The following is a 22105-nucleotide window of genomic DNA, read 5'->3' as shown; positions in this document are numbered from 1 at the left end:
AGCCTTGCGGCTCAAGTCAAAGGGTGGGTCAGTTTGAGATGGAAATGGCGGGTCAGTTATGCGTGGAAATTAACATCGCTGAATGGCCTGGGAACAACGATATGGTTGATCGCAGTCTGAATTGGCAATGATTTGCCATCAGCTTGCATTGCCTTGGGCTCCAGCAATGCTGGCAACTTGTCTAAAGGTTTGTGTAACTCTCCTACGTAGGCTCGGACCTCCGCCCCGTCGGACTGCATCCAGAGATACTCCGCTTGTGCCTGTGCCGAACACCATAGGCCACTGATTAGCAGGCACAAAGCCATTCGATGAAATACAGGAAGCAATTGCACTCAGTGATCCTCATCTTCAAGGTTGTATCCAATGCGCTCGGCGTCTTGGCGCCTTTTGGATTTCTTCCTGCTCGACAATGGCCTGCTGTCCAGGCCCTGCGTCGAACAGCACATAACAATGGCTGGGCAGGTTGATTACCGGTCAGCGCCGAGTTTCTATCCGCCTTGCCCAGAATCAGAATCAGTGGAGGTCCATCATTGCGAGCTCCAAGGCAGCGAAGTACCGACGTTCAACTTTGAATATCGGCATTCAGAAGTCATAACGCATTCCGACATTTACGCTGCGCGGAGCACCCCAGGTGTAGAACAAGCCTGCCGCGGTAAAGTTGGTGAGCCCGGCCATGTACTTCTTGTCCAGTGCATTGTTCACGTTCAGGCTGAACGACAGGTGCTTATCGACCTGATAGCGCGCCATCAGGTCCAGCACCGCATAACCCCTCTGCGACAAAGTGGCAGCGCTATTGCTCATCGAGGTCTTGCCCTGCCAGCGTGTGGCCGCTCCCACAGTCAGTCCCCGCAAAGAGCCTTGGTCAAAGCGATAGGTCGTGCCGAGCTTGAACTGGTACTTGGGATATTGACTGGCGCTGGTGAGCGAGCTGCTTTGCTGCACCAGACTGCCCTGCGCTTGCCAGCCGCGCGCGAGCTCGCCCGCCAACTCCAACTCCCAGCCACGCCGCGTTGCAGACGAGACCGCACGGTAGGCCGTATTGCCCGCAGGAGTGAGATCACCACTTTCCTCCGCGGTGTTTTCCGTCTTCATCCAGAAGTGAGCGATGCTGGCATTCAAGCGCTTGTCGAAAAATTCGGCCTTGGCGCCGACCTCATAAGTGTTGCCCTCCTCCGGTGCCAGCGTTGCACCCCGCGCATCCTGAGCCGTCTGCGGCTGGAAAATGCTGGCATAGCTTGCGTACAGCGACACGTTCGGCTGCACCTCGTAGACCAACCCAGCGTACGGGGTGATCACACCGTTCTCCTTCATGTCATAGTTCCACCAGTATGGTGTGATGTCACGCTCTTCAAACCGTGTAACGCGTAACCCAGTGATCAACTGCAGAGGATCCGCCACCCGGAAGCGTCCGGCAGCATAGGCATAACGCTGCTTCTGACTGAATTTGTTGTTGCCGTAGTTCAAGACACTGAAATCAGGCTGAGGCAACACCGCGCCTCCCTGTGCCATGTTGATACCGAGATTGCCTAGCGGCACCAGGTTCAACGCATTCAGCGGCAATTGCACATTGCTGTGAAAGCGCGATACGCCTGCGCCGGCCAGAAGTTCATGCGAGCGGCCCAACAGCTCGAATGTCCCCTTCACATCGAGATTGATGCTCCAGTTATCGGTCTCCATGTTGCGCCATCGGCCGAAGCTTGCGCGGTCCTGATCGTAGAAGTAGCCAGCCTTCATATCGTCCATGGATACGTTCTGATGTGAAAACTTGAGCGTGGCTGTCCAGTCATCCGCCAGACGTTGCTCCAGACTGCCGAAGAGACTGAGACCTTTTTGGGAATATCCGCCCCAGGGGGCACCGGTGTTGAAAGAGCGCGGCATCCACGCCACCTCACCACCTGTTCGCGTGTAGCGCTGGATCGGCTGCGTAGTGCCGATGCCTTGTGCATCGCGTTCGCGATAAGTCATACCGAGGTTGAGGACTGTGCCGGGAGTGATGTCCGCTTCGAGCGCCCCGAACAGCATCTTGCTGCTGCTCTTTTCATGATCGCGGAATCCCCCTGCGTCCATGGCAGAAGCGACCAGACGCCCCCGTACCGTGCCCGCCTCGTTCAGTGGACCGCTCACATCGGCCTGTGTTCGATAAGTGTCCCAGCTCCCCGCATTGGCACGCACGCTGGCCTGAAATTCGCGAGTCGGGCGCTTACGGATCATGTTCACCGTGGCGCCATAGTCGCCCTTGCCGACAACCAGACCGGATGAACCCTTGAGGACCTCGATCCGGTCGATCTCCGCCATATCGTCGAGCGAAAACATGGTGCTGGTAAGGTAGTACCAGCCGCTGCTCAGCTGTGCCATGCCATCGGTCTGCAGGTTTACCTTTGCCCCACGCGCTTGAAAGTCGGTGGCATTGTTCTGCCTGTAGACGGCGATGCCAGGTGTCTGTTCCATCACATCGGTCAGCGTCTCCAGCTTGAAGTCATCCATGCGCTGACGCGTCATGACGGTCACGGATTGAGGTGTCTCGCGTAGCGAGAGATTCAGGCCCGTTGCCGTCCGGCTGGGACCCGTCTGGGTGTAGCTGCCCGAGCCCTCGGTAACGCCGTCCCTCTCGAGCTGTGCGGTCACCGTGACTGTGGCCAGCGATGCGGAATCATCGTTTGACGTGATGGCCTTGATGATCAGGCCACCCCCTTGAGTCACGGCGACCAAACCGCTTCCAGCCAGCATCTGCTCCACAGCCTGCTTCAGCGTGAGTGCTCCATGGACGGGGCGCGCTGTCTTGCCTGCAACCAACGCGGGAGCAAACCCGATCGATGTGCCAGAGGCTGCTGCCAGCTCGTTGAGTGCGCTCCCCAATGGCTGGGAAGTGATCGAGAAACTGATGCTTTTTCCACTATCAGCAGAGGATTGCGCCTGCGCAGTCATCGGGGAGAGGACTGCCAGGGCCGCGGCCAAAGCAAGAGGAGCGGGCTGAAAATGAGGCTGCGTGAAGCGCATGGAGAGGGATTCCGAACGTCGAGTAATGAATGAAAATGAAACTCACTACTCTTTAAGACGCATCAGATCACCAGAAATACACCCCGAGTCCGAAAAAAATTCGAAATGGCCGCATTGAGCATGAAGTGCTCAATGCGCACTGACGATTTCAGTCTTCCCCGATGACATGCTGACCAGCTTCACAGGCAGGATCTGGCTCAGCATGCGCGCAAACTCCCCTGGTCTATCAATCTGGTAGCTGCCGCCGATGGTCATTGCAGCGACCGCGGGGTCGCGGATCTCCAGGCCCGTTGGACCATAGCGCTCCAGCTCCAGCAATGCATCAGCCAGTGAGGTGTTATCAAAACGCACCAAGCCCTTGCGCCAAAGGGCGACACTGCCGGGAGAAACACTGGCTACCTGGCCTAACACCCCATTGGATGACACCCTCAGGCCTTGTCCTGCCAGCAATTCGACAGGCAGATCAGCCTTCGCGTTGGCGGTGCTGTAGGCACTGGTGACCTGTACATGGCCCTTCTCCACCGAAACATCGACAGCCCCGGCATCGGCCCCCTGGCTGCGATAGCGAACGGAAAACCGTGTCCCAAGTACCGTGACACGCGCAGGCCCAGCGAGGACATGAAATGGCTTCCTGGGATCGGCGGCGACCGAGAACATGATTTGTCCATCAGCAATCCGCACTTCTCGGCGGTCACGGTACATGGTGACCTGAGCCTGGGTGTCGGTGTCCATGGCAAGCTCGGTGCCATCTGGCAAGGTGACAAGCCTTTGCTGCCCCTTCTGCGCAACATAGCTGCTCTCGAATGTCGGCTGCAACATCCATTGATGCCATCCAATCCCTGCCGCAAAGACCGCAGCACAACAGGCAGCGACCAAGGCTGAGCGCGGCTGCATCCAGTTCAACAGAGCGCCTGCGCGCGCCCGTCCCTCCATCGCCTTCACGGGCTCCCCGCCTGGCCGCGCAGAAGATCCTCCACTGGCAATGGCTTCGCGCTTGAACGAGGAACGTGCTTTTGCAACCATGTCGGAAGGAGCAGAACGCAGCACCGCCATGTCTTGCGTCAGACGACGAAATGCCGTGTCATGTGCAGCATCCTCAGCCAACCATTGGCGCAGGGCTTCATGCTCGCTCTCGCTCAAGCCTTGCTCCCAACGCGAGTGCCATTCGACGGCCGCCACCTCTACCGGATTCTGTCGACTGAAAAAATCCGCGAGCTCGCGCGCTTCCGCGGCCTCGTCAAAGGAGGCTGGCACATTGCGCTGGGATGCAAAAGAGTGACTCATCTTATGGATACAGATGCGCGGGGCGGGGCAAAAATTCACCCTCGGCGAAACAGCTACGCAAAACACACGCGAATTTGCGATCACTCGACATTATCAAGTTCCATTCTGCGCGCAGCACATGCAAGTTTTCCGCGGCTGATGTACTGATTCACCATGCTCAGCGACACCCCCATCCGCTCTGCAATTTCCTTGTTGGGCAACTCATCGAAGATGTACATGCAGAAGGCATCACGACACCGAGGCGGCAGTCCCTCTATAGTGTCAAGATACGCTTGAATGCTCTGAGACGACGCATAGACATGCTCGGGCTGCAGATGCAGAGGACTCGCAGGCTGATCCCGCTCCTCCAAAGAATCGATATTTTGATGCTGGCGCACCTCAGCCCGTCTATCCATATCGATTTTGGCGCGCAAGGCTACCTGCCTCAGCAATGCACCTGGCTCAAGAATGACCTGCCCTTTCTGCTGCATGGAAAGCACACGGGCATAGCTTTCCTGCGCCAAGTCAGCCGCAGTATCGCGGTCTCTCACTTTTCGCATGCAGAAATTCAACAGGTCTCTGTAATAGCGGGTCAGCACGATCCAAAAAGCCAGTAGCAATGAGTGAGGTCGAACGTGCGCGGCGATAAGACAGCCTTGGAGCCCTGGCGCAAAGAGCTGCGACCAACTACACCGCAAAATTATAGATTGATAATGCGACTCATTCTCAATAAAAGCATATGATGCAATGCGAACTGCGGGTACTGGTTGGTCGTGCCCCCCTGTTCGGCTCAAAGTCGGCCGGCATCCCTGATAAGCACCGGCAGCAAACCGCGGCGGATTCAACCGGTCGATACACAACTTTCAGCCTCTGCGCACCACACGCTTCTATTGCGTGGACAATCAAAGAAAAGACCGTTGCATGCCTCGATCCAAACAGAGCACATCCAGGCTGGAGGCGTGTACAGAGCGCAGCGACTTGATGGCTGTGCCTCCAAAGAAGAGCAAAGCACCAAGTTGGACTGATCTGAAAAAGCCGGCTCCTGAAGGCAGACGCTCACTAACCGGTAATGAATGAACTACGCGGCCATCAGCTCGGATTACCGCTCTGCCACCATGAAGTTTGACGGCTTGCTCCCGAGCCTCTTGCGAAACATCGTGGAGAAGGCACCTGGACTGTCATAGCCCAGTTGAAGCGCCACCGTTGTCACCGAATCACCGCACCCCAGTTTGGACATTGCAAAAAGAAGACATGCCTGGCTTCTCCACTCTGAAAACGATATTCCGGTTTGCGAGCGAAAGAACCGGCTGAAGGTGCGTTCACTCTGGTGTAGCTGCTGCGCCCAGGCCAGTGGCGACAAGCGCACGTCGGGCTGGTGAAGGAAAGCAATGCATAGAGTCGCCAGTCGTTCATCCCGCGGTAGCGGCGCAAAGAACGGCAGTGTTTCTGCGCGGCCGACCTCCAGCAGCAAAAGCGACATCAGCACGCCATCGCGACCTCGCTCGTCGTACAGCGCTGGCAAGTCGATGGCTTCAATGAGCAGTTGCCGTAGCAGCGGGGACACGGCCAGCACCTCGCAATGCGATTGGCGTCGTGGCACCTCGTCAGGCTCGATGTAGAGGCTTCGAGTATTGACTCCCACCATCTTCACCCTGTGCGGCTTGCCTGCTGGAATCCACACGCCACAGTTGGGAGGTATCACCCAGGCGCCATCGTCAGTACCGACCTCCATCAATCCGGTCGCGCCATAGAGGAACTGTGCACGGCGATGGCTATGGGTATCCAGAACGGTGCCAGGCGCATAGTCGGTGCCAATGGCCACAACAGCGCGAGGCGTGGCATCGAGGGAGTTCAGTGATTGATTGCGCACAGCAAGACTGCAAAGAGCGAATGACCGAAATGCAAATATTGTTGACCAAACATCGAAAGCGCGCCACTCCAGAGCAATCTACTGTGACGGCTCCTGCATCAATGGAGTTTTTCGTGTCCTTGTATTTGTTGTTGGCGGTCTGCGGATGTGCGACGGGCGTCACTACCGTTCTCTTTGGTTTCGGTGGCGGATTCGTGGTGGTTCCGCTGCTGTACCGCTTGCTGTCTACACCGAACGCCCCAGGCAGCGCAGTGGGGCAGTCAGCCATGCAGATTGCCGTTGCAACATCCACCTGCGTAATGGTCTTCAGTGCGCTCCTCGCAACGTGGCGTCACCAACGGGCAGGAACAGTGGATTGGACGAATGTCAGACCTTTGCTGGGTCCCATTGGCGCAGGGGCCGCACTTGGCGCACTTGCGGCAACCGTTGTTCAAAGCGAATGGCTGCGTTGGGCATTTGCGGCATATCTGGTGCTGACCATCCTGGACTGCTGGTTGAGGCCTGGGTTTCTTGCTCGGCCCGCAGCAAGGCAGCACCGCCCTGGGCCGCTGGCGAATGCACTGTCCGGACTGGTGATCGGGTGGGTTGCTGCACTGCTGGGGGTCGGCGGCAGCGTGATGACCGTTCCCCTGATGCGCCGCCGTGGAATCGAAATGACACAAGCAACCGCCACGGCGAATCCGCTATCACTGCCGGTCGCGCTGGCAGGAACTGGGACTTACATTGTCCTGTCCGCTCAATCTCCTTTACCTCTTGGAGAGTGGCACCTGGGCTATATCGACATACGAGCTGCTGCTGTGCTCGTGGCTGGCTCCTGGATCGGCATCCGTGCAGCATCGCTGTGGATCGGGCGCATTCCAGACCGAGTTCACGCAAAGGTCTATTTAGGACTGTTGATCGCCGTTTTTTTGGCTATGGTGACAACATGACCGTGAGCTACTCTGCCTGCATCCCGAACGTCGGCTTGTGAACGAAAGCTCTATTTCGCCAGAGCCCCTGAAGCAGTCTTCAGCCGACTTGCTGCGCGCATCGAACGTCTGCTGACGCAGGCGTCTATAGAACCCGCACTAGCGGCCATTGGCATTCGTTCGGGTGAGAAGCCTGAACGACCTACCAAGAGCCGCATGGGTGATATGGCCTGATGAGGCTTCTGATAGAGGTATGGCTCAGGCAGTAAATCGCTTCAGAATCAACGATGCATTTACACCGCCGAAACCAAATCCGTTGAGCATGGCGTGCTCTATTGCATGAGCACGCGCACTCCCAGCGATCAGGTCCAGGCCGTCCGCCAGAGGATCTGGATGCTCCAGATTGAGCACGGGTGGCGCGATCTGGTCGCGCAAGGCCAATACGGTGAAGATCGCAGCAGCTCCGCCAGCAGCACCCAGCATGTGGCCCACGGCTGCTTTGGTAGCCGTGATGGAGGGTCCGTGGCCTGCTCCAAACACTTGACGAATGGCTGCCAGCTCTCCCCGGTCACCAACGGGAGTAGAGGTTGCGTGAGCATTCAGGTGTTGAATATCACGAGCTTGCAACTGTGCCTGTCGCAACGCGGCGCGCATCGATCGCGCGGCGCCTGATCCATCCTCGGGCCCGGAGGTGACATGGTATGCATCGGCAGAGGTGCCATAGCCCACGACCTCGGCCAGCGGCCTGGCACCGCGCGCCAACGCATGATCCAGTGCCTCCAGCACCAGCAGGCCTGCACCTTCGGCCATGACAAAACCGTCCCGAGCCTGATCGAAAGGTCGGGAAGCCTTCGCGGGATCGCCGCCGCAGAAAGTGGTCACTGCTTTTGCCGCAGCAAAGCTGCCGAGCGCAACTCGGTCAATCGTGGCTTCGCTACCACCGCAGAGCGCCATGTCCGCTTCGTCATTGCGAATCAGACGTGCCGCATCGCCAATGGCCTGGATGCTGGCTGCACAAGCCGTCACCGGAGCACCCAACGGCCCCTTGAGCTGGTGCCTGATCGACACCTGTCCCGAAGCCAGATTGGCCAGGAACGCCGGCACGGTGAAAGGCGACAAGCGCTGCGGCCCTTTGCCATCCGTGGTTCGCACCGCTTCAACAATGGTACTGAAGCCGCCCACGCCGGAGCCGATGACGGTCGCCGCGCGCTCCTGTTGCTCGACGCTTGGATGAGCCCATTGCGCGTGTGCCAAAGCCTGGTCTGCTGCCCCCAATGCAAATGCGATGAAGCGATCCATGCGGCGTAGCTCCTTGACCGAGAGCACCGCTTCGGGGCTCCACCCGGCTTGCGGATCCTCCTCCAGGCCTGGCACCCGTCCGGCGATGGAGACGCCTGTGCCTTCACCCATACCGGCGCTCAAGGCGCGTACCCCGGACTGGCCGGCCAGCAGGCGTTGCCAGGCCAGCTCCACATTGCACCCTAGAGGAGAGACCAAGCCCAAACCGGTGATGACTACCCGACGACCCATGCTGCACCTTCCGCTATTGGACCCAGGAGCTGAGCCCAACTTTATTGATGATGATCGCAATCATAAATGAGTTTTGATGATGAGTATCATCTAACGTATGAAAGTGAGCAAAGCACAGGCCGCCGAGAACCGCGAAGGAATCGTGGATGCCGCTGCGCGCCTTTATCGAGAAAAGGGCCTGGATGGCGTGGGCGTGGCAGAGATCACACGCGATGCGGGCTTGACACATGGCGGGCTGTACCGGCACTTCGAGTCCAAGGATGCTCTCGCACGCGAGGCCTGCATGCGTGCATTTGAGTGGACCATCACGCCACTAGACGGACTGGAGTCCTCGGAGGCGGATGGCGCGCCTGCAACCAGACTCCGCGCGCTGGTGCATGGCTATCTTTCTGCGGCGCATCGCGATCACCCCGGAGAGGGCTGCCCCGCTGCGGCATTGGCAGCAGATGCAGCAAGAGCGGGGCCTGAGATGTCGGAGGTTTTTGCCCAGGGAGTGGAACGCAATATCCAGCGCTTTATGAGCGTGCTCCAAGGTGATGACGCGGCCAAACGTACTCAGACTATCGTGACCCTCAGCAGCATGGTTGGCGCCCTGGTTCTCGCTCGTGCCACGGCTGCGGGCAACCCGGCGCTTTCTGAAGAAATATTGGCAAGCTTGCGGGAGCAGTTAGCCCCGTAGTCGCCCGAATTAGGCACGCGCTCGCACATTTGATGAGCATCTCAATTCAGAGCGTGGTTCCACAAGCAGGCATCGGGGCACTTGTGAGATTGGCTGGGCAAGCATTGCCGGGTGGTTGAGCGAACGCACGGATGGTTTGCAGGCTTTGGCAAGCTGAGAATCCGCTTCGAGCGACGGCTGGATATCCACGAAGCGCTGCTGACGTCGGCGGCAGCGATCATCTGTGCGTGCTTTGTGGATCGGTCTTGTTAGCCACTCATGGTGAAGGTGGCTGTCACGGTCTGGCCCGGGTCGCACTGGATATCCAGACCGTTGTAGCACCAGCGCAGGTCGCAGTGCACCACGTCAACACGGCCGTCCTGCGAGCGGGACGACTGGCGCCGGTGCGGCGCCCTGGCTATAGCAGAGAGCGGCTTGTGCCGCCGCTGTCGTTCAGAAAGCGCCGTATTCGCTCAACTTCTTGCTGAACCTGAAGGTCCACAGTCGCTGCGCGCGATCATTGACGTCATTGGTGGTAAAGCGCAGGCTCGCCGCGCCCTTGGCGCACTTGCCATCGTTCACGATCTTGCCGTCGGCATCCACCATGCACTTGGTGACGTCCGAGCCTTCGATCTCCTTGCCGCTGGTGTCCAGCACGGCCAGCGAGACACCGAAGTCGGTGTCGTTGGTCAGCGCCAAGGTGTAGTCATCGACCAGTGCCAGACCCTCGGCCTTCTCGGCCACCCAGCCGGTGGCGTTCAAGTTGAAGAGCCGGGTCTTCTTGAGCGCAACGACCTTGGAATAGTCCGAGCCATTGACCGGCTTGCCGGTCAGGCTGCTCTTTTCCAGGTCGGAGCCCTGCGCTGTGATGTCGGTAGCGTTGGCCGGAAACTCGATCAGCACCAGATCGTTAAAGACTTTTTTGTCTTTGCCCGTGCCTTGCTCGATGGCGATGAACTTCCCGTTGCCCAGCGAGACCGCATCACCTAGCTTGGCGTTGCCGGTCCTGCCCTGGCTGTACCAGCTGCCGTCCACGGGCAATGCAAACAAACGGGTTTTCTCGGTAGTCGGGTCAAACTCCACCCAGCGCACAAAGCGGGCGTAGTCGCGCACGTTTTCCGACTTGCCGGTCGCATCGGGAACGGCAGCAGTGATGTAGTCGGCCTTGCCGTCGTTCAGCGGACTTTGCAGGAAACCGTGCAGCTTGCCGCTGACCACATCGATGCTCAGCCCTTCCATGCCACGATTGGCGCGGCGTTTGGCGAGGATGGCCGGCAGATCGGCCGCGCCAGTGCCGGGCTTGTATTTCTTCAGGATGATGCCGGTAGCCGGGTCGATCTTCACGATGAAGGGGCCGTATTCGTCGGAAACCCACAGCACATTGCGTGCTGCATCCACCACCACGGATTCGGTGTCCAGGCCGAATTCACTGTAGTCCTTGGCCTTGCCGGGATAGGTGAAGGAGTCGTCCAGAACTTGCTCGCCCGTGTTGCCTGTGATGCCCCGTGGCTGCACACGACCATTGGCGTTCTGCGCGGCGCTGAACTTGACCGGCAGGGTCGAGACGAGCCTGGCTCCATCCTTGCCGAGGGTGATCACGCCGATGGACGGCGTGAAGTCGGGCGAAGGAAACACCGTGGAACTGGCGAAGCCTGTGGGGTTGGAGCCGTCGGTGATCTGCGTGACCGGACCGGTGGTGGCGTTCGGGCCGCGATCGGTGATGGCGTAGAACTCCAGCGTGCCGTCGGCGCGCCTGCCCTTCAAGGCCAGGCCCGAGCCATAGGCCGGCAGAAAGCCCTTGGGGAAATCAGCCTTGGTGGCGGAGTGGCGGCCTTCGTAGGGGAAATAAAACTTGTCGTCGAACTGCACGTCCTGACGCGTGACGACGGCGCTGATGCTGCCGACGCCGGTAGTCTGCACGACCGTCTCGGGGCTGGCGACCTGGAACGGGCGGGTGTCGACGCAGGCGCTCAGCAAGGCAACCGCGGCGGCGGTCGCGACCATCAGGCAGGATGAAGAAGTGAGGTGGCGCATGGCGGGTATGGCTTGAGAGGAAGATGGAAGTCCCCGAAAGCAAGCCCGACGAGGCAAAGCCCTGCTCGACCTTGGAGACTTCTTTGCGCAAAGAGACGTTGTGCCGCTCAGAACGAGTGGCTGATGCCGATATCCACACCAGTCGACCCGGTGTTGGCGACACCTGCAGGACCTCCGATCAGGCCAATGCTGGCGCCATTCTTGTTGTTGACACGCGCAATCCCGGCGTACATGGAGGTGCGCTTGGAGAAGTCGTAGACATATCCGATCGAATACTTGTCGGTCTTGCCACCGCTGCGCGTGAGGGCTGTGGCGTTACCGCTGAACTTGGCGCTGGCGTACTTGACGCGGAAGCTGCCAGGCCCCACGGGGACGGTAGCGCCCAGGTAGAAGCCGTCCACCTTCCCGGAGGTTGCGCCGCTGGCGGGCTTCCACTTCAGGCTGTTGTATCCGCCATTGAGCATGAAACGACCGAAGTTGTATGAGGCGCCCAGCGCCAAGTCTTCCAGATCGCTGGTTGCGGCGATGGCGCTGGGCGAAGTCACAGCGGCAGTGCCGTCGATCTTGCCGTAGCCGATACCCACGTTCAGCGGGCCAGAGCGATAGCCCAGGTTACCGCCTACGTATCTGCGGGCCTTGCTTGCGCCAGAGTTGGAGGCGTTTTCATCACCAAAGGAAACCGAGAACTGGCCGTAGACACCGCCCAGGTTGCGCGGCAGGAAGTAGCCCACGGAGTTGCTGATGCGCGTGCGATCCACCGTGCCGCTTTGGCTGGCGGCGTTATACGCAGTCTGGCGGATCGTCTGGAACAGATTGGCCTGCACGCCGGTGGTGGTATCAGGGCCCCCGAACGCGGTGAAGATGTTGTAGCTGGGGGTGTAGTCGCGACCCAGGCGGATTTCACCCCAGGAATTGTTGATCAATCCGATAGTGGAACGGCGCTCGAAACCCAGAGAGCCGCTGCTGCCGCCACTACCGGCGTCAGGGCTGAGGCCCCCTTCGAGCCAGAACTGAGCCTGGTTGCCGCCGCCAAGGTCTTCGGTGCCGCGAAAGCCAATCAGGCTGGTCTTGCCTTGGCTTGAGTTCAGAGCATTGAGCCTGTTGTTGCCGGACTTGGCACTGGTGATGCCGACGTCCACTACGCCAAAAATGGTGATGGAAGACTGTGCCAGGGCCAGGCTGGAAGAAGAGGCTAGGAATGAGCCAACCACGACTGCCAGGGTACGCGAGCACGTTTTATGATTTTTCATTGGCGAGATACGAACGGAACTTTTCAGAGGGAATGGCGGTGGCTGTCTTGCAACCGCTGCGCGAACTCTAAGCAACACATAAGTACATTTTGTGACGTTTGCACTATGTGACATGAAGTAACAGCAGCGGTGCATGCAGGACGTTCCCTGCATCAGAGCCATCCTGCCGCACCGTTCAATCTTGGCGAGCCGATGTTCAGTCCGGTATTCACGAAGCACTGCTGAAGATGGCTGCAGCGATCATCTGCGTGCGCTTTATGCATCGGTGGTGCTAGCCACCCCGACCCGTCACACAAGCGGGCTGGCCCATGACCAGCCTGTTGCCTTTGCCATTGAGCGCCCTCTTTTACTCACAGCTACCGGCAGTTCCTGGCCGAACTGCGACACTCGCAGGTCGACCCAGAGCCGCTATTCGAGCTTCGATGACCGATGTCTGCTATGTAACGCTTACCGGCTGGTGCCCACATGCAAGCTGGCAGGATGTGTGGAAAGAGGCGTTTGCATCAAACCCAATGCACCGCATCAAGCCCCTGTGAAGCCCAGCCGACCGCTCGGTTTGTCATTGGGGACATGACTTTCTGTCCTTGCGGAATCCAGCACCTGTCATTCAATGCGATACAGGCTACCAGAGCCACCGCCCTCCACAGATGTGCTGTCAGCGCAACCAGGCATCGGTAGACCCTGCCCCCATCCGGCTGCCAAGACCTGCACGTCATGCACAGGATCGGACGCCTTGGCCCTGTCGTTGCGGATACGACAGGTTTCAGGCTCTGTGGCGAACAAGCCGCGTGCGAAGACCCGACCTTGTTCCGCCAGCCTTGCGGTTTTCGAGGCTCGGATTTTCGCAAACGCCTGGAAGACATCGTCCAAGCCGCCGCTTGCGCCATCCAGGCACCGGGCCAAATGCCACGCATCTTCCAGTGCCTGGCAGGCACCCTGCCCCGACGTCGGCAACGGCGCATGCGCGGCATCGCCAACCAGCAGCACATTCGCCCTGCTCCATGTATGCAGCGGCTCCAGGTCATGCACCGCAATCAGCCGGATAGCATTTTCGGGCGTGGCACGGATGATTGCCAAGACCGGCTCAGGCCATCGCGCGAACAGCTTCTCGACCTCCTTGCGCAGATCTGCGGTGGGCGTAACCTCATTGAGGGGCCGTGCCTGCGCCGCAGCCCAATACACCAGTTCGGGGCGAATCGGCACGCAACCAAAGCGCTCCCCCGCCCCCCAGAAGTCCTGAATCGAAATATCGTCCACCAGCGCATGCGGCCCCTGCGCCACGCCGATCCAGTTGACAAAGCCCTGATAGACAGGTGTGTTGTCACCCGCGACAAACTTGCGCGCCACCGACTCCATGCGGCCGTCGGCGCCAATAAGCAGATCCGGGCGGATGCTCGCGCCATTTTCGAAACGGGCCACGGCTCTGCCATGGGTATCCAGCTCAATGGCCACCGCCTGGTGTCCGAACTCCACCGGAATCCCCTGCCGTGCCGCATGGTCGAACAACACCTTCTGCAAGTGCCTGCGCAGCACCGTGTAGGTTGGGTATCCCATCGTCCGGTCCAGCAAGGCAATATCGAGGCCTCCCAATGCATTGCCCATGGCATCCTGGCGGCGCATTGTCAGCGGCCGACCGCCAATGGCCGCTATGTCTTGCAGCAGCCCCAGCTCTTCCAGCACAAAGCTCGCATTGGGCCAGAGCGTCACGCCTGCCCCCATGGTTGCCGGCTCCGTTCGACGCTCATAGACCCGAGGGTTGTAACCCTGCTTGCGCAAAGCCAGCGCCACGCTCAAGCCCGCAATGCCACCGCCAAGTATTCCAATTTCCACGCTGAATCTCTCCTGTACATACGATGCCCGATGTATGGCGCACTGCGTTGCATCGAGCAAAAGGGCATCTTAGATTTCGCCACTACAGAGAACTAGCATGCAAAATTTGGACGTTTTCATACCTCAAACGGGATAATCAATGCGCGATGCACTCGACCTGAATACCGTACGCGTCTATACGGCGGTTGTTGATGAGCAAAGCTTTGCCGGCGCATCGCGGCTTTTGGCCATGCCCTCGTCCAACGTCAGCCGCCACGTTGCATCACTGGAGCGCCGACTCGGTACACGCCTGCTGGAGCGAAGCACCCGCCACCTGCGCATGACGGAAGCCGGCCGATTGCTCTACGAACGCGCCAAGCCCCTGCTCGACACACTGCTCTCTACACAGGAGGAGCTTGGCGCGGTGCAGCGCGAACTGCGTGGACCTCTGAAGATCTGCATGCCCGGGGAGGCACCAAGGCTGCTGGCTCCCATCCTCGCCGAATTCTGTAGCCTCCATCCAGGCATCGAGCTCGAATGCGATACCCGGATGACCGGGCTGGAGGTCCTTCGAGAGGACGTCGACCTTTCCATCGTCTTCCACCGCGGCCATCAGGAGGACAGTGCTTTCATCACCCGCGAACTCGCCACACTGCCCAGCATCGTGGTTGCCGCCCCCTCCTTGCTGGCCAGGACCGGTATGCCACGCCATGTGCGCGAACTGAAATCCCTGCCCTGCATCACCACCCTCAGTGCGCTGAAGGGTCAACCTTGGCAGTTTCAGGACGCCGCGGGAGAAATCGTCAAGGTGCCGGTCCGCAGCCGCTACCGCGTCAACAGCGGAGAACTGGCCGTGGCAGGCGCACGGCAAGGCATCGGCTTCGCGATTGTGGCGGCCTACCCCTGCCAGGAAGACCTTGCAACGGGTCGGTTGCAGGAAGTGCCACTGGACCTTCGTCCTGCCCCTCTGCAATTGCTGGGGGCATACAGCCATCGCCATTCCGTGACTGCTCGTGTCCGGGCATTGCTGGAATTGATACAAGTGCGGTTGTCTGGCTCGATTAGCCCTCCCATGGGCCCCAGACCTTGGGGGACAGTCTAGGATCGAAGTGGTGCACCGGGCTCAAAGTGGAGTCCTTCGGAGCGCAAGCAGTCGCTTGGAATGACTCTCTCAATGCCCGCTTCTGGCCTGTAGCGGCCAACGACAAGGGGCTGCTCACGACCCACAGCAGTCCTTTAGATCCAGGAGCAGCGGTCATTCAGTCCGATAGGTACCGCGTAATCTCGCTTGCTGTGCTACGAGCTGTGCGCATGACTCCAATGAGCGTGGCAGACGCTGGCCCGGTCCACTCACCGTAGCCCGCAAGCCATAAACCAGGGAAGCCATGCACCTGTGTGCCGTCTACCGTGACTCTGGATTCGTTGACAACGCCAAGAGTCTCCAGAGGCTGTAACGCAGGCCTAAAGCCGGTACACCAGATGATCGCGTCGAAGGGCTCGGTACTTCCGTCGCCCCATTGAGCCCCGTCCGCCATAAGCTTCTCAAATGAGCCGACAGAATGCAGCACGCCGCGCAGGCGTGCGTCAAGGACAGGGGGAACCATTACGATGTCACCAAAGCCGCCTGGCAGGCTCTCCGGATCTTTGCCTTCCTGCAATGCCTGCCAGCGTGCGGTAGCCCTCTCGAAGAGTACTCGCCCATCGACCTCGTCCGGTAAAAAGGCTGGAGGCTCCAGCGTGACCCAGGTCGTGGATTGCGCAACAAGCGAGACCTCCGCCAGGATCTGTGCGCCGGAGTTTCCTCCGCCGACCACCATCACCCTCTTGCCTGTGAACGGCTCAGGAGATGCGTACTGAGCTGAGTGCAACTGTTGCCCCTTGAAGGACGCCAAACCCTCAACGTTGGGAACAAATGGATTTCGCCACGTTCCCGTGGCAAATACAACGGCGCGCGAGTTCCAGCTTCTCGCTTCGGCATTGACCTGGAAGCCTTGCTCAGTAGGTTCAATGCCTGTGACGCATACCGGCCTCTCGATCTTGAGTTCGTAGCGTGCTTCGTACTTGCGAAGATAGTCAACCACATGGTCACGACTTGGATATTGCTCACCCGAAGCAGGCATTGGCCATCCCGCGATGGAACTCCAGGAAGCGGGAGAAAAAAGCCTCAACGAGTCCCATCCATGCTGCCAGGCCCCGCCTCCGGCTTCCTCGGCATCCAGCAGCAGCACCGACAGATTGGAGCGACGCAGGAAGTACGCCACCGATAGGCCTGCTTGACCTGCCCCAACGAAGATCACATCGTGAAACGACATTGTTGACCTCTCTTTGTCTTCATTGCTGTGCATTCACACGCATCGACCACAGAGCTGCAAATGCGCTGATCGCCAGCAGGGAAGACAGCCACAGAGCCTGGCTGCCCCCATTTGCGACAGCCAGCCCGAAAAGAAACGGTGACCCGGCTTGGACGATGCGTGCAGGCACCATGAGCCAGCCTTGACGCTGGCCATACCCTTGAGATCCGAACACCTTGAGCGGCAGCGTGCCTATGGCAATCGTCAAGATGCCGTTACCCAGACCATGCAGGATGGCAAAAATGCTGGCTGCTGGTGCACCGGCAAGGCCCAGACAGACAGCGGCCAGCGGATGGGCAAGGATTGCCACGCGAGCAGAAAGCAACGGGTGTGCTTTCTTGAGAAAGCTGTACTCCAACACTCGACCTGCCACCTGGGCAGGCCCGACCAATGCAGCAGCAGCAATCGACGCCGCCAAAGTTACACCGCTGGCCTGAAGAATCTGAGGCAGGTGGGAAGCCATGGCAGTGCTGATGAACCAGGACGCTGCGAAAACGTAGGCCATCAGATAGGCAGTGCGCTTAAGACTGATGCCTGCGTTGTTTCCGCCCTGAGACACAGCTGCAGGCGGCTTTTGTTCTTCGACCACTTCCCTCGAGTTGGGCTTGGCACGCGATAACAAGGCATTGAGCGGAAGGCCGAGCAGCAGGTGCAAAGCGGCCCAGAACATGCATACGACGCGCCAGTCGTAAAGACCTTCCAGATAGCTGGAAAGCGGCCAGCCCACGGTGCTGGCAAAGCCAGCAAAAAGCGTGATTCCGGTAATGGCTGGGCGCGCATCCTGGCCATACAGGTGCACAACACTGGCAAACGCGGCTTCGTAGAGGCCGCTGCCCATCGCCACGCCCATGAACGCCCACGCCACGAAGATATGCAGTGTCTGCGCGGCCTGGCTCAACATCAGCAAGCCACAGGCAAAAACCAGATTGCTGGCGAGAAGTACCGACCTTCCGCCAAAGCGATCAATCAGTCGGCCCGCGATGGGGCCTACCGCCGCAGCCACCAGCAAGGCTGCAGAGAAAGCGCCGAACACCAGAGAGTACGAGGTGCTTGTCGACTGACTGATTGGCCTGGCCAGCACCGCGAGCAAGTAGTACGACGAGGCCCAGGACAGGGTCTGGGCAATCCCGAGCATGACTGTGACTTGCGTGCGGTTCAGTGCCATCTGTATCGTTTAAATGCTGCGTTGGTTGACCCGTTTGGACAGTTCTTCGGCACTTTCACGGCGCTCGCTGTAGCGATCCACCAGGTAGTCCGAACAGTCTCGCGTCAGCAGCGTGAACTTGACCAACTCTTCCATCACGTCCACCACCCGTTCGTAATACGAAGAGGGCTTCATCCGGCCAGCCTCGTCGAACTCGGCAAATGCCTTGGCAACGGACGACTGATTCGGGACGGTGATCATGCGCATCCAGCGACCCAGCACCCGCATCTGGTTGACCGCATTGAAGGACTGCGAACCACCCGAGACTTGCATCACCGCCAATGTCTTGCCTTGCGTCGGTCGCACGGCACCAGCGGACAAAGGAATCCAGTCTATCTGCGCTTTGAGGATGCTGCTCATGGCACCATGACGCTCTGGAGAGGTCCAGACCATGCCCTCGGCCCACACAGCCAGCTCACGCAGTTGCTTGACCTTCGGGTGATCGTCGGGGGCACCATCGGGCTGCGGCAGGCCACGCGGATCGAAAATCCTGGTCTCGGCCCCCATCTTGCGCAGCAGGCGCGCCGCCTCTTCGGTCAGCAGTCGGCTGTAGGAGCGGTCACGAACCGAGCCATACAGCAGCAGAATGCGCGGCGCATGCGTAGCGCGCTGTGCGGGCAACAGGCCTTCCAGGCTGGGCTTTTCAAAGACTTGTTCGTCGAGGTTTGGTAGATCAGAGCTTGCCAATTCGATTTCCTTTCGAGTCAATAACGGCCTCCCCGTCTTCTTTGGAGAATGCGGCCCGTTGAGGCTTTGGCAGGATGTCCAGCACGGCCTCCGAGGGACGGCACAAGCGGGTTCCCAGAGGGGTGACCACTATCGGACGATTGATCAGGATGGGGGACTGGAGCATGAAGTCAATCAATTGCTCGTCCGTCCATTTGGGCGCACCCAAGCCAAGCTCGTCATACGGCGTACCTTTTTGGCGCAACAGATCGCGCACTGGCATGCCCGTGGCCTGGATCAGGCCCGCCAGCGTGGCGCGATCAGGAGGCGTCTTGAGGTATTCAATGACCGTGGGCTCTTCCCCGCTGTTGCGGATCAGGGCCAGAACATTGCGAGAGGTACCGCAAGCAGGGTTGTGGTAGATCGTGATGTCGCTCATAGCGCTAGATTCCCGTTGCAAAGATTCAAGACGCCACGCTGAGCCGCAAGGCCAGCGCTGCAAGTGTGATGAGCAGCACGGGCATGGTCAGCACCGAACCGACTTGGAAGTAGTAGCCCCAGCCAATGGTTGCGCCTTTCTTGGCGAGCACATGCAGCCAGAGGAGCGTGGCCAGGCTGCCAATTGGCGTGATCTTGGGGCCGAGATCGCAGCCAATCACATTGGCGTAGACCATGGCTTCCTTGACCGTCCCGCTGGCCGTGGATGCGTCGATGGACAAAGCTCCGATCAAGACCGTGGGCATGTTGTTCATGATGGAAGACAGCACCGCAGACAGCACGCCTGTGCCCAGTGAAGCGATCCACACGCCACCGGCTGCAAACTGGTTCAGCAACATGGCGATGTAATCCGTAAGCCCCGCGTTGCGCAGCCCATAGACCACCAGGTACATACCCAGCGAGAACACCACGATCTGCCATGGAGCGCCATGAAGCACCTTCCTGGTGCTGATGACATGGCCACGCGCAGCCACCGCCAACAAGATCGCAGCTCCCACGGCGGCCACGGCACTGACAGGGACGCCCAGGGGCTCCAGCGCGAAGAAGCCGACCAGCAGCAAGACCAGCACGACCCAGCCAGCCTGGAAGGTGGCCACATCCTTGATCGCAGCCGAGGGCTGTTTGAGCTGGGCCACATCGTAGGTGGCAGGAATATCGCGTCGGAAAAACAGCAGCAGCACACCGAGGCTGGCCAGGACCGAGGCGATGTTGACCGGCACCATCACCGATGCGTAGTCGTTGAAGCCTATCTTGAAAAAGTCGGCGGAGACGATATTCACCAGATTGGAGACGATCAGCGGCAGACTCGCGGTGTCGGCAATAAACCCGGCGGCCATGACAAATGCCAGCGTTGCTGCCGGAGAAAAGCCCAGCGCCACCAGCATGGCCATCACGATGGGCGTGAGAATCAGGGCGGCTCCGTCATTGGCGAACAGGGCCGAAACGGCGGCCCCCAGCAGCACGATGAAAGCAAACAGCTTGACTCCACTGCCACCACCCCAGCGGGCAAAGTGCAATGCAGCCCATTCGAAGAAACCGGCCTCATCCAGCAAAAGGCTGATGATGATGACGGCGACAAAGGTCGCCGTGGCATTCCAGACGATATGCCAGACCACCGGAATATCAGCCAAGTGCACGACTCCCATCAGCAGCGCGATACCGGCCCCAATCGAGGCGCTCCAACCAATACCAAGGCCGCGTGGCTGCCAGATAACCAGCGCCAGGGTGAAGATGAAAATCAGGATGGCCGTCAACATGACGTATAGGTCCTAGAAAAGCTATGAGTCGGCATCAGTGCCGCCCACAGCGTGCGGACGTCAGTGAAGCCTGGTGCTGCAATCCAGACTTTGGAGCTGGATCGCAATGGCAGTAACGGGATTCAGTGCGAAGAGAGTTCACGCGCCGTGGACTGCAGCACAGCCTGCTCCAGCTTTTGCGCCGGCAGGTTCACCAATAGCTCCAGGCGACGACGAATCATGTGCATCGTCTGCCGGAAGGCTTCCAGCTTTGCATCGTCAGAGGCATCGCCTTCCGAGGGGTCCGGGTAGCCCCAATGCGCTGTGGCGGGGTGACCAGGCCAAAACGGACAGACTTCACCAGCGGCGTTGTCGCACACGGTGATGATCAGATCCATATGCGGCGCGCCAGACACCGCAAACTCGTCCCAGCTCTTGCTGCGCAAACCATCTACCGAGACACCGGCCTTTTGCAGCACTTGCAGCCCCAGCGGATTGGGTTGCTGATTCTCTCGGGGGCTGCTGCCCGCCGAATAGGCCTTAAAACGGCCTTGACCCATATCGTTGAGCAAGGCCTCGGCCAAGATGCTGCGTGCCGAGTTGTGAGTGCACAGGAACAGGACGTTCAGGGGAGCTTTGTTGTCAGACATGGTTTTGGCAGCAGGACTTGGGTGTGGGAAAAGCTTGCAGCGACGTCTAGCACTGGCATGGCATAGCGGCGTCATCGGTACAAACCGCGCCCTGGCAGCAGTTCTCGGTGAGATATGCCAACAGATCGTTCATCACGGGGAAGGCCGCGCGATAGAGCACGTTTCGGCCCTGCCGTTCCTGGCTGACCAGGTCGGCATGAAAAAGCTCTTTCAAATGAAAGGACAGTGCATTCGGCGCGATGCCTAGCTGCTCAGCTAATGCACTAGGTGTCAGGCCTTCAGGCCCGGCCACAACAAGGGCCCGAAATACGCGCAATCGGGCCTCATGGGCCAGAGCGGAGAGCGAGCGGATGACGTTTGCTTCTTGCATGAATTAATAATACATCAACTGTTGAATTAATGTATTGATGTTCACGAAAAATGCTCACCGTTTTAGGACCGCAGAATGCCAATGAGCACTCATGGAGTTCAAACCAAGTGACTGCCTCTGGCCGATAGAGTGAGTGCTCGGATATGCCACGAAGCGGACACCCCGATTGCGATCCCAGCCGGAGAAGCCGGCTGTCAGCGAAGTCCACAAACCAGTGCTACCGGCCTGAGCAGGTGGCCAGCACATTGCCGCGCAGGCAGCGCTAGAAGACGTCTATGGCGTTGCCGATGGTCATGGTTGCGTCAGCCTTGAGGCATCTGGCTCATGTCCATAAACATGATTTCCCAGATGTGGCCGTCTACGTCCTCGAAGCTGCGGCCATACATGAAGCCGTGGTCTTGCAAGGGGTTCACGTCCGCCTTGCCGCCGTGAGCGGAAGCGGCCTCAACCATGCGGTCGACCGCCGTGCGGTCGTTGGCGCTCAGGCACAACATGACTTCGCTGGCAGCATGGGCATCGACGATGGGCTTTTGGGTGAACGTAGCCCACTTCGGGTGGGTGAGCAGCATCACGTAGATGCTGTCGGAGACGACCATGCAGGCGGCGGTGTTGTCGCTGAACTGCGGGTTGTTGACGGCGCCGATTGCTTCATAGAAGGACTGGGCCTTCTGCAAGTCAGCGACGGGCAGGTTGACGAAGATTTTCTTGGACATTTGAGACTTTCAAGGTCTGTGGTGAGAGGGAATCTTCAGGCGTTGGCGAGCGACGCCAACAGTTCGTCCAGGAGCTGCATGCTGGATGTGAGGCCGTCT

General features: G+C 59.3%; 19 protein-coding genes and 1 pseudogene. 4 read left to right on the top strand and 16 right to left on the bottom strand.

The window, feature by feature from the left end:
* Positions 1-582: 582 nt before the first annotated feature.
* The 4 genes from JAO85_RS22735 to JAO85_RS22720 all read right to left on the bottom strand — a co-directional run bounded on the left by JAO85_RS22735 (position 583) and on the right by JAO85_RS22720 (position 6130).
* Positions 583-2997 carry a TonB-dependent receptor gene (locus JAO85_RS22735; protein ID WP_202789094.1) on the bottom strand — a complete coding sequence of 805 codons (2415 nt, stop codon included), beginning with the start codon at positions 2995-2997 and terminating at the stop codon, positions 583-585.
* Positions 2998-3126: 129 nt separating this feature from the next.
* Positions 3127-4281, bottom strand: coding sequence for a FecR family protein (locus tag JAO85_RS22730; RefSeq protein ID WP_202789093.1), 1155 nt, complete (start codon positions 4279-4281; stop codon positions 3127-3129).
* Between the two features lie 80 nt (positions 4282-4361).
* The gene (locus JAO85_RS22725; RefSeq protein WP_039050891.1) at positions 4362-4859 is read right to left on the bottom strand and encodes an RNA polymerase sigma factor; all 498 of its coding nucleotides are present in this window, start codon (positions 4857-4859) and stop codon (positions 4362-4364) included.
* 500 nt (positions 4860-5359) lie between these two features.
* A complete protein-coding gene (locus JAO85_RS22720) occupies positions 5360-6130 on the bottom strand; it encodes a helix-turn-helix domain-containing protein (protein ID WP_202789092.1) in 771 nt (256 codons plus the stop codon).
* 20 nt (positions 6131-6150) lie between these two features.
* On the opposite strand from JAO85_RS22720, the gene JAO85_RS22715 reads away from it, so the two are divergent.
* Complete coding sequence (locus JAO85_RS22715; protein ID WP_202789091.1) at positions 6151-7059, top strand: sulfite exporter TauE/SafE family protein; 909 nt, start codon at positions 6151-6153, stop codon at positions 7057-7059.
* Positions 7060-7296: 237 nt separating this feature from the next.
* On the opposite strand, the gene fabF is transcribed toward JAO85_RS22715, so the two are convergent.
* Positions 7297-8568 carry a beta-ketoacyl-ACP synthase II gene (gene fabF, locus JAO85_RS22710; RefSeq protein WP_202789090.1) on the bottom strand — a complete coding sequence of 424 codons (1272 nt, stop codon included), beginning with the start codon at positions 8566-8568 and terminating at the stop codon, positions 7297-7299.
* A 97-nt stretch (positions 8569-8665) separates the two neighbouring features.
* On the opposite strand from fabF, the gene JAO85_RS22705 reads away from it, so the two are divergent.
* Entirely contained in the window at positions 8666-9247 is a 582-nt protein-coding gene (locus JAO85_RS22705) for a TetR/AcrR family transcriptional regulator (RefSeq protein WP_087863505.1), read from the top strand.
* Positions 9248-9334: 87 nt separating this feature from the next.
* A pseudogene (locus JAO85_RS22700) lies at positions 9335-9499 on the top strand (IS5/IS1182 family transposase); the annotation flags it as partial.
* Positions 9500-9679: 180 nt separating this feature from the next.
* Here the strand turns inward: JAO85_RS22700 and JAO85_RS22695 are convergent.
* From JAO85_RS22695 to JAO85_RS22685, 3 genes are all read right to left on the bottom strand, one after another.
* On the bottom strand, positions 9680-11260 hold the full coding sequence (locus JAO85_RS22695) for an esterase-like activity of phytase family protein (protein WP_202789089.1): 1581 nt from the start codon (positions 11258-11260) through the stop codon (positions 9680-9682).
* Between the two features lie 107 nt (positions 11261-11367).
* Complete coding sequence (locus tag JAO85_RS22690) at positions 11368-12510, bottom strand: porin (protein WP_052263548.1); 1143 nt, start codon at positions 12508-12510, stop codon at positions 11368-11370.
* Positions 12511-13113: 603 nt separating this feature from the next.
* Complete coding sequence (locus tag JAO85_RS22685; RefSeq protein WP_202789097.1) at positions 13114-14340, bottom strand: FAD-dependent monooxygenase; 1227 nt, start codon at positions 14338-14340, stop codon at positions 13114-13116.
* Between the two features lie 139 nt (positions 14341-14479).
* Here JAO85_RS22685 and JAO85_RS22680 point away from each other — a divergent pair, with 139 nt between their 5' ends.
* Complete coding sequence (locus JAO85_RS22680; protein ID WP_080771157.1) at positions 14480-15421, top strand: LysR family transcriptional regulator; 942 nt, start codon at positions 14480-14482, stop codon at positions 15419-15421.
* 157 nt (positions 15422-15578) lie between these two features.
* Here the strand turns inward: JAO85_RS22680 and JAO85_RS22675 are convergent, their stop codons facing one another.
* The 8 genes from JAO85_RS22675 to JAO85_RS22640 form a co-directional block, all read right to left on the bottom strand.
* Positions 15579-16631 (bottom strand): ArsO family NAD(P)H-dependent flavin-containing monooxygenase, encoded by a 1053-nt coding sequence (locus JAO85_RS22675; RefSeq protein ID WP_202789096.1) that lies wholly within the window; start codon positions 16629-16631, stop codon positions 15579-15581.
* Between the two features lie 19 nt (positions 16632-16650).
* Positions 16651-17835, bottom strand: coding sequence for an MFS transporter (locus JAO85_RS22670; protein WP_202789088.1), 1185 nt, complete (start codon positions 17833-17835; stop codon positions 16651-16653).
* 9 nt (positions 17836-17844) lie between these two features.
* Positions 17845-18561, bottom strand: a complete 717-nt coding sequence (gene arsH / locus JAO85_RS22665) for an arsenical resistance protein ArsH (protein WP_012839065.1) — start codon at positions 18559-18561, stop codon at positions 17845-17847.
* The gene (arsC, locus tag JAO85_RS22660) at positions 18548-18979 is read right to left on the bottom strand and encodes an arsenate reductase (glutaredoxin) (protein WP_202789087.1); all 432 of its coding nucleotides are present in this window, start codon (positions 18977-18979) and stop codon (positions 18548-18550) included. Before arsC ends, arsH begins: the two co-directional genes overlap by 14 nt.
* Before the next feature lie 25 nt (positions 18980-19004).
* The gene (locus tag JAO85_RS22655; RefSeq protein WP_202789086.1) at positions 19005-20294 is read right to left on the bottom strand and encodes an arsenic transporter; all 1290 of its coding nucleotides are present in this window, start codon (positions 20292-20294) and stop codon (positions 19005-19007) included.
* A gap of 122 nt (positions 20295-20416) precedes the next feature.
* Entirely contained in the window at positions 20417-20923 is a 507-nt protein-coding gene (locus JAO85_RS22650; RefSeq protein WP_034366674.1) for an arsenate reductase ArsC, read from the bottom strand.
* Positions 20924-20969: 46 nt separating this feature from the next.
* Complete coding sequence (locus JAO85_RS22645; protein WP_012839066.1) at positions 20970-21293, bottom strand: helix-turn-helix transcriptional regulator; 324 nt, start codon at positions 21291-21293, stop codon at positions 20970-20972.
* A 302-nt stretch (positions 21294-21595) separates the two neighbouring features.
* The gene (locus JAO85_RS22640; RefSeq protein ID WP_202789085.1) at positions 21596-22006 is read right to left on the bottom strand and encodes a VOC family protein; all 411 of its coding nucleotides are present in this window, start codon (positions 22004-22006) and stop codon (positions 21596-21598) included.
* Between the last annotated feature and the right edge of the window lie 99 nt (positions 22007-22105).

The organism is Comamonas sp. NyZ500 (assembly GCF_016772095.1).
GTDB classification, from domain to species: Bacteria; Pseudomonadota; Gammaproteobacteria; order Burkholderiales; family Burkholderiaceae_C; genus Comamonas; species Comamonas thiooxydans.
Note: the sequence above shows the minus strand (reverse complement) of the source record. Positions and strands in the feature narration are given on the sequence as shown.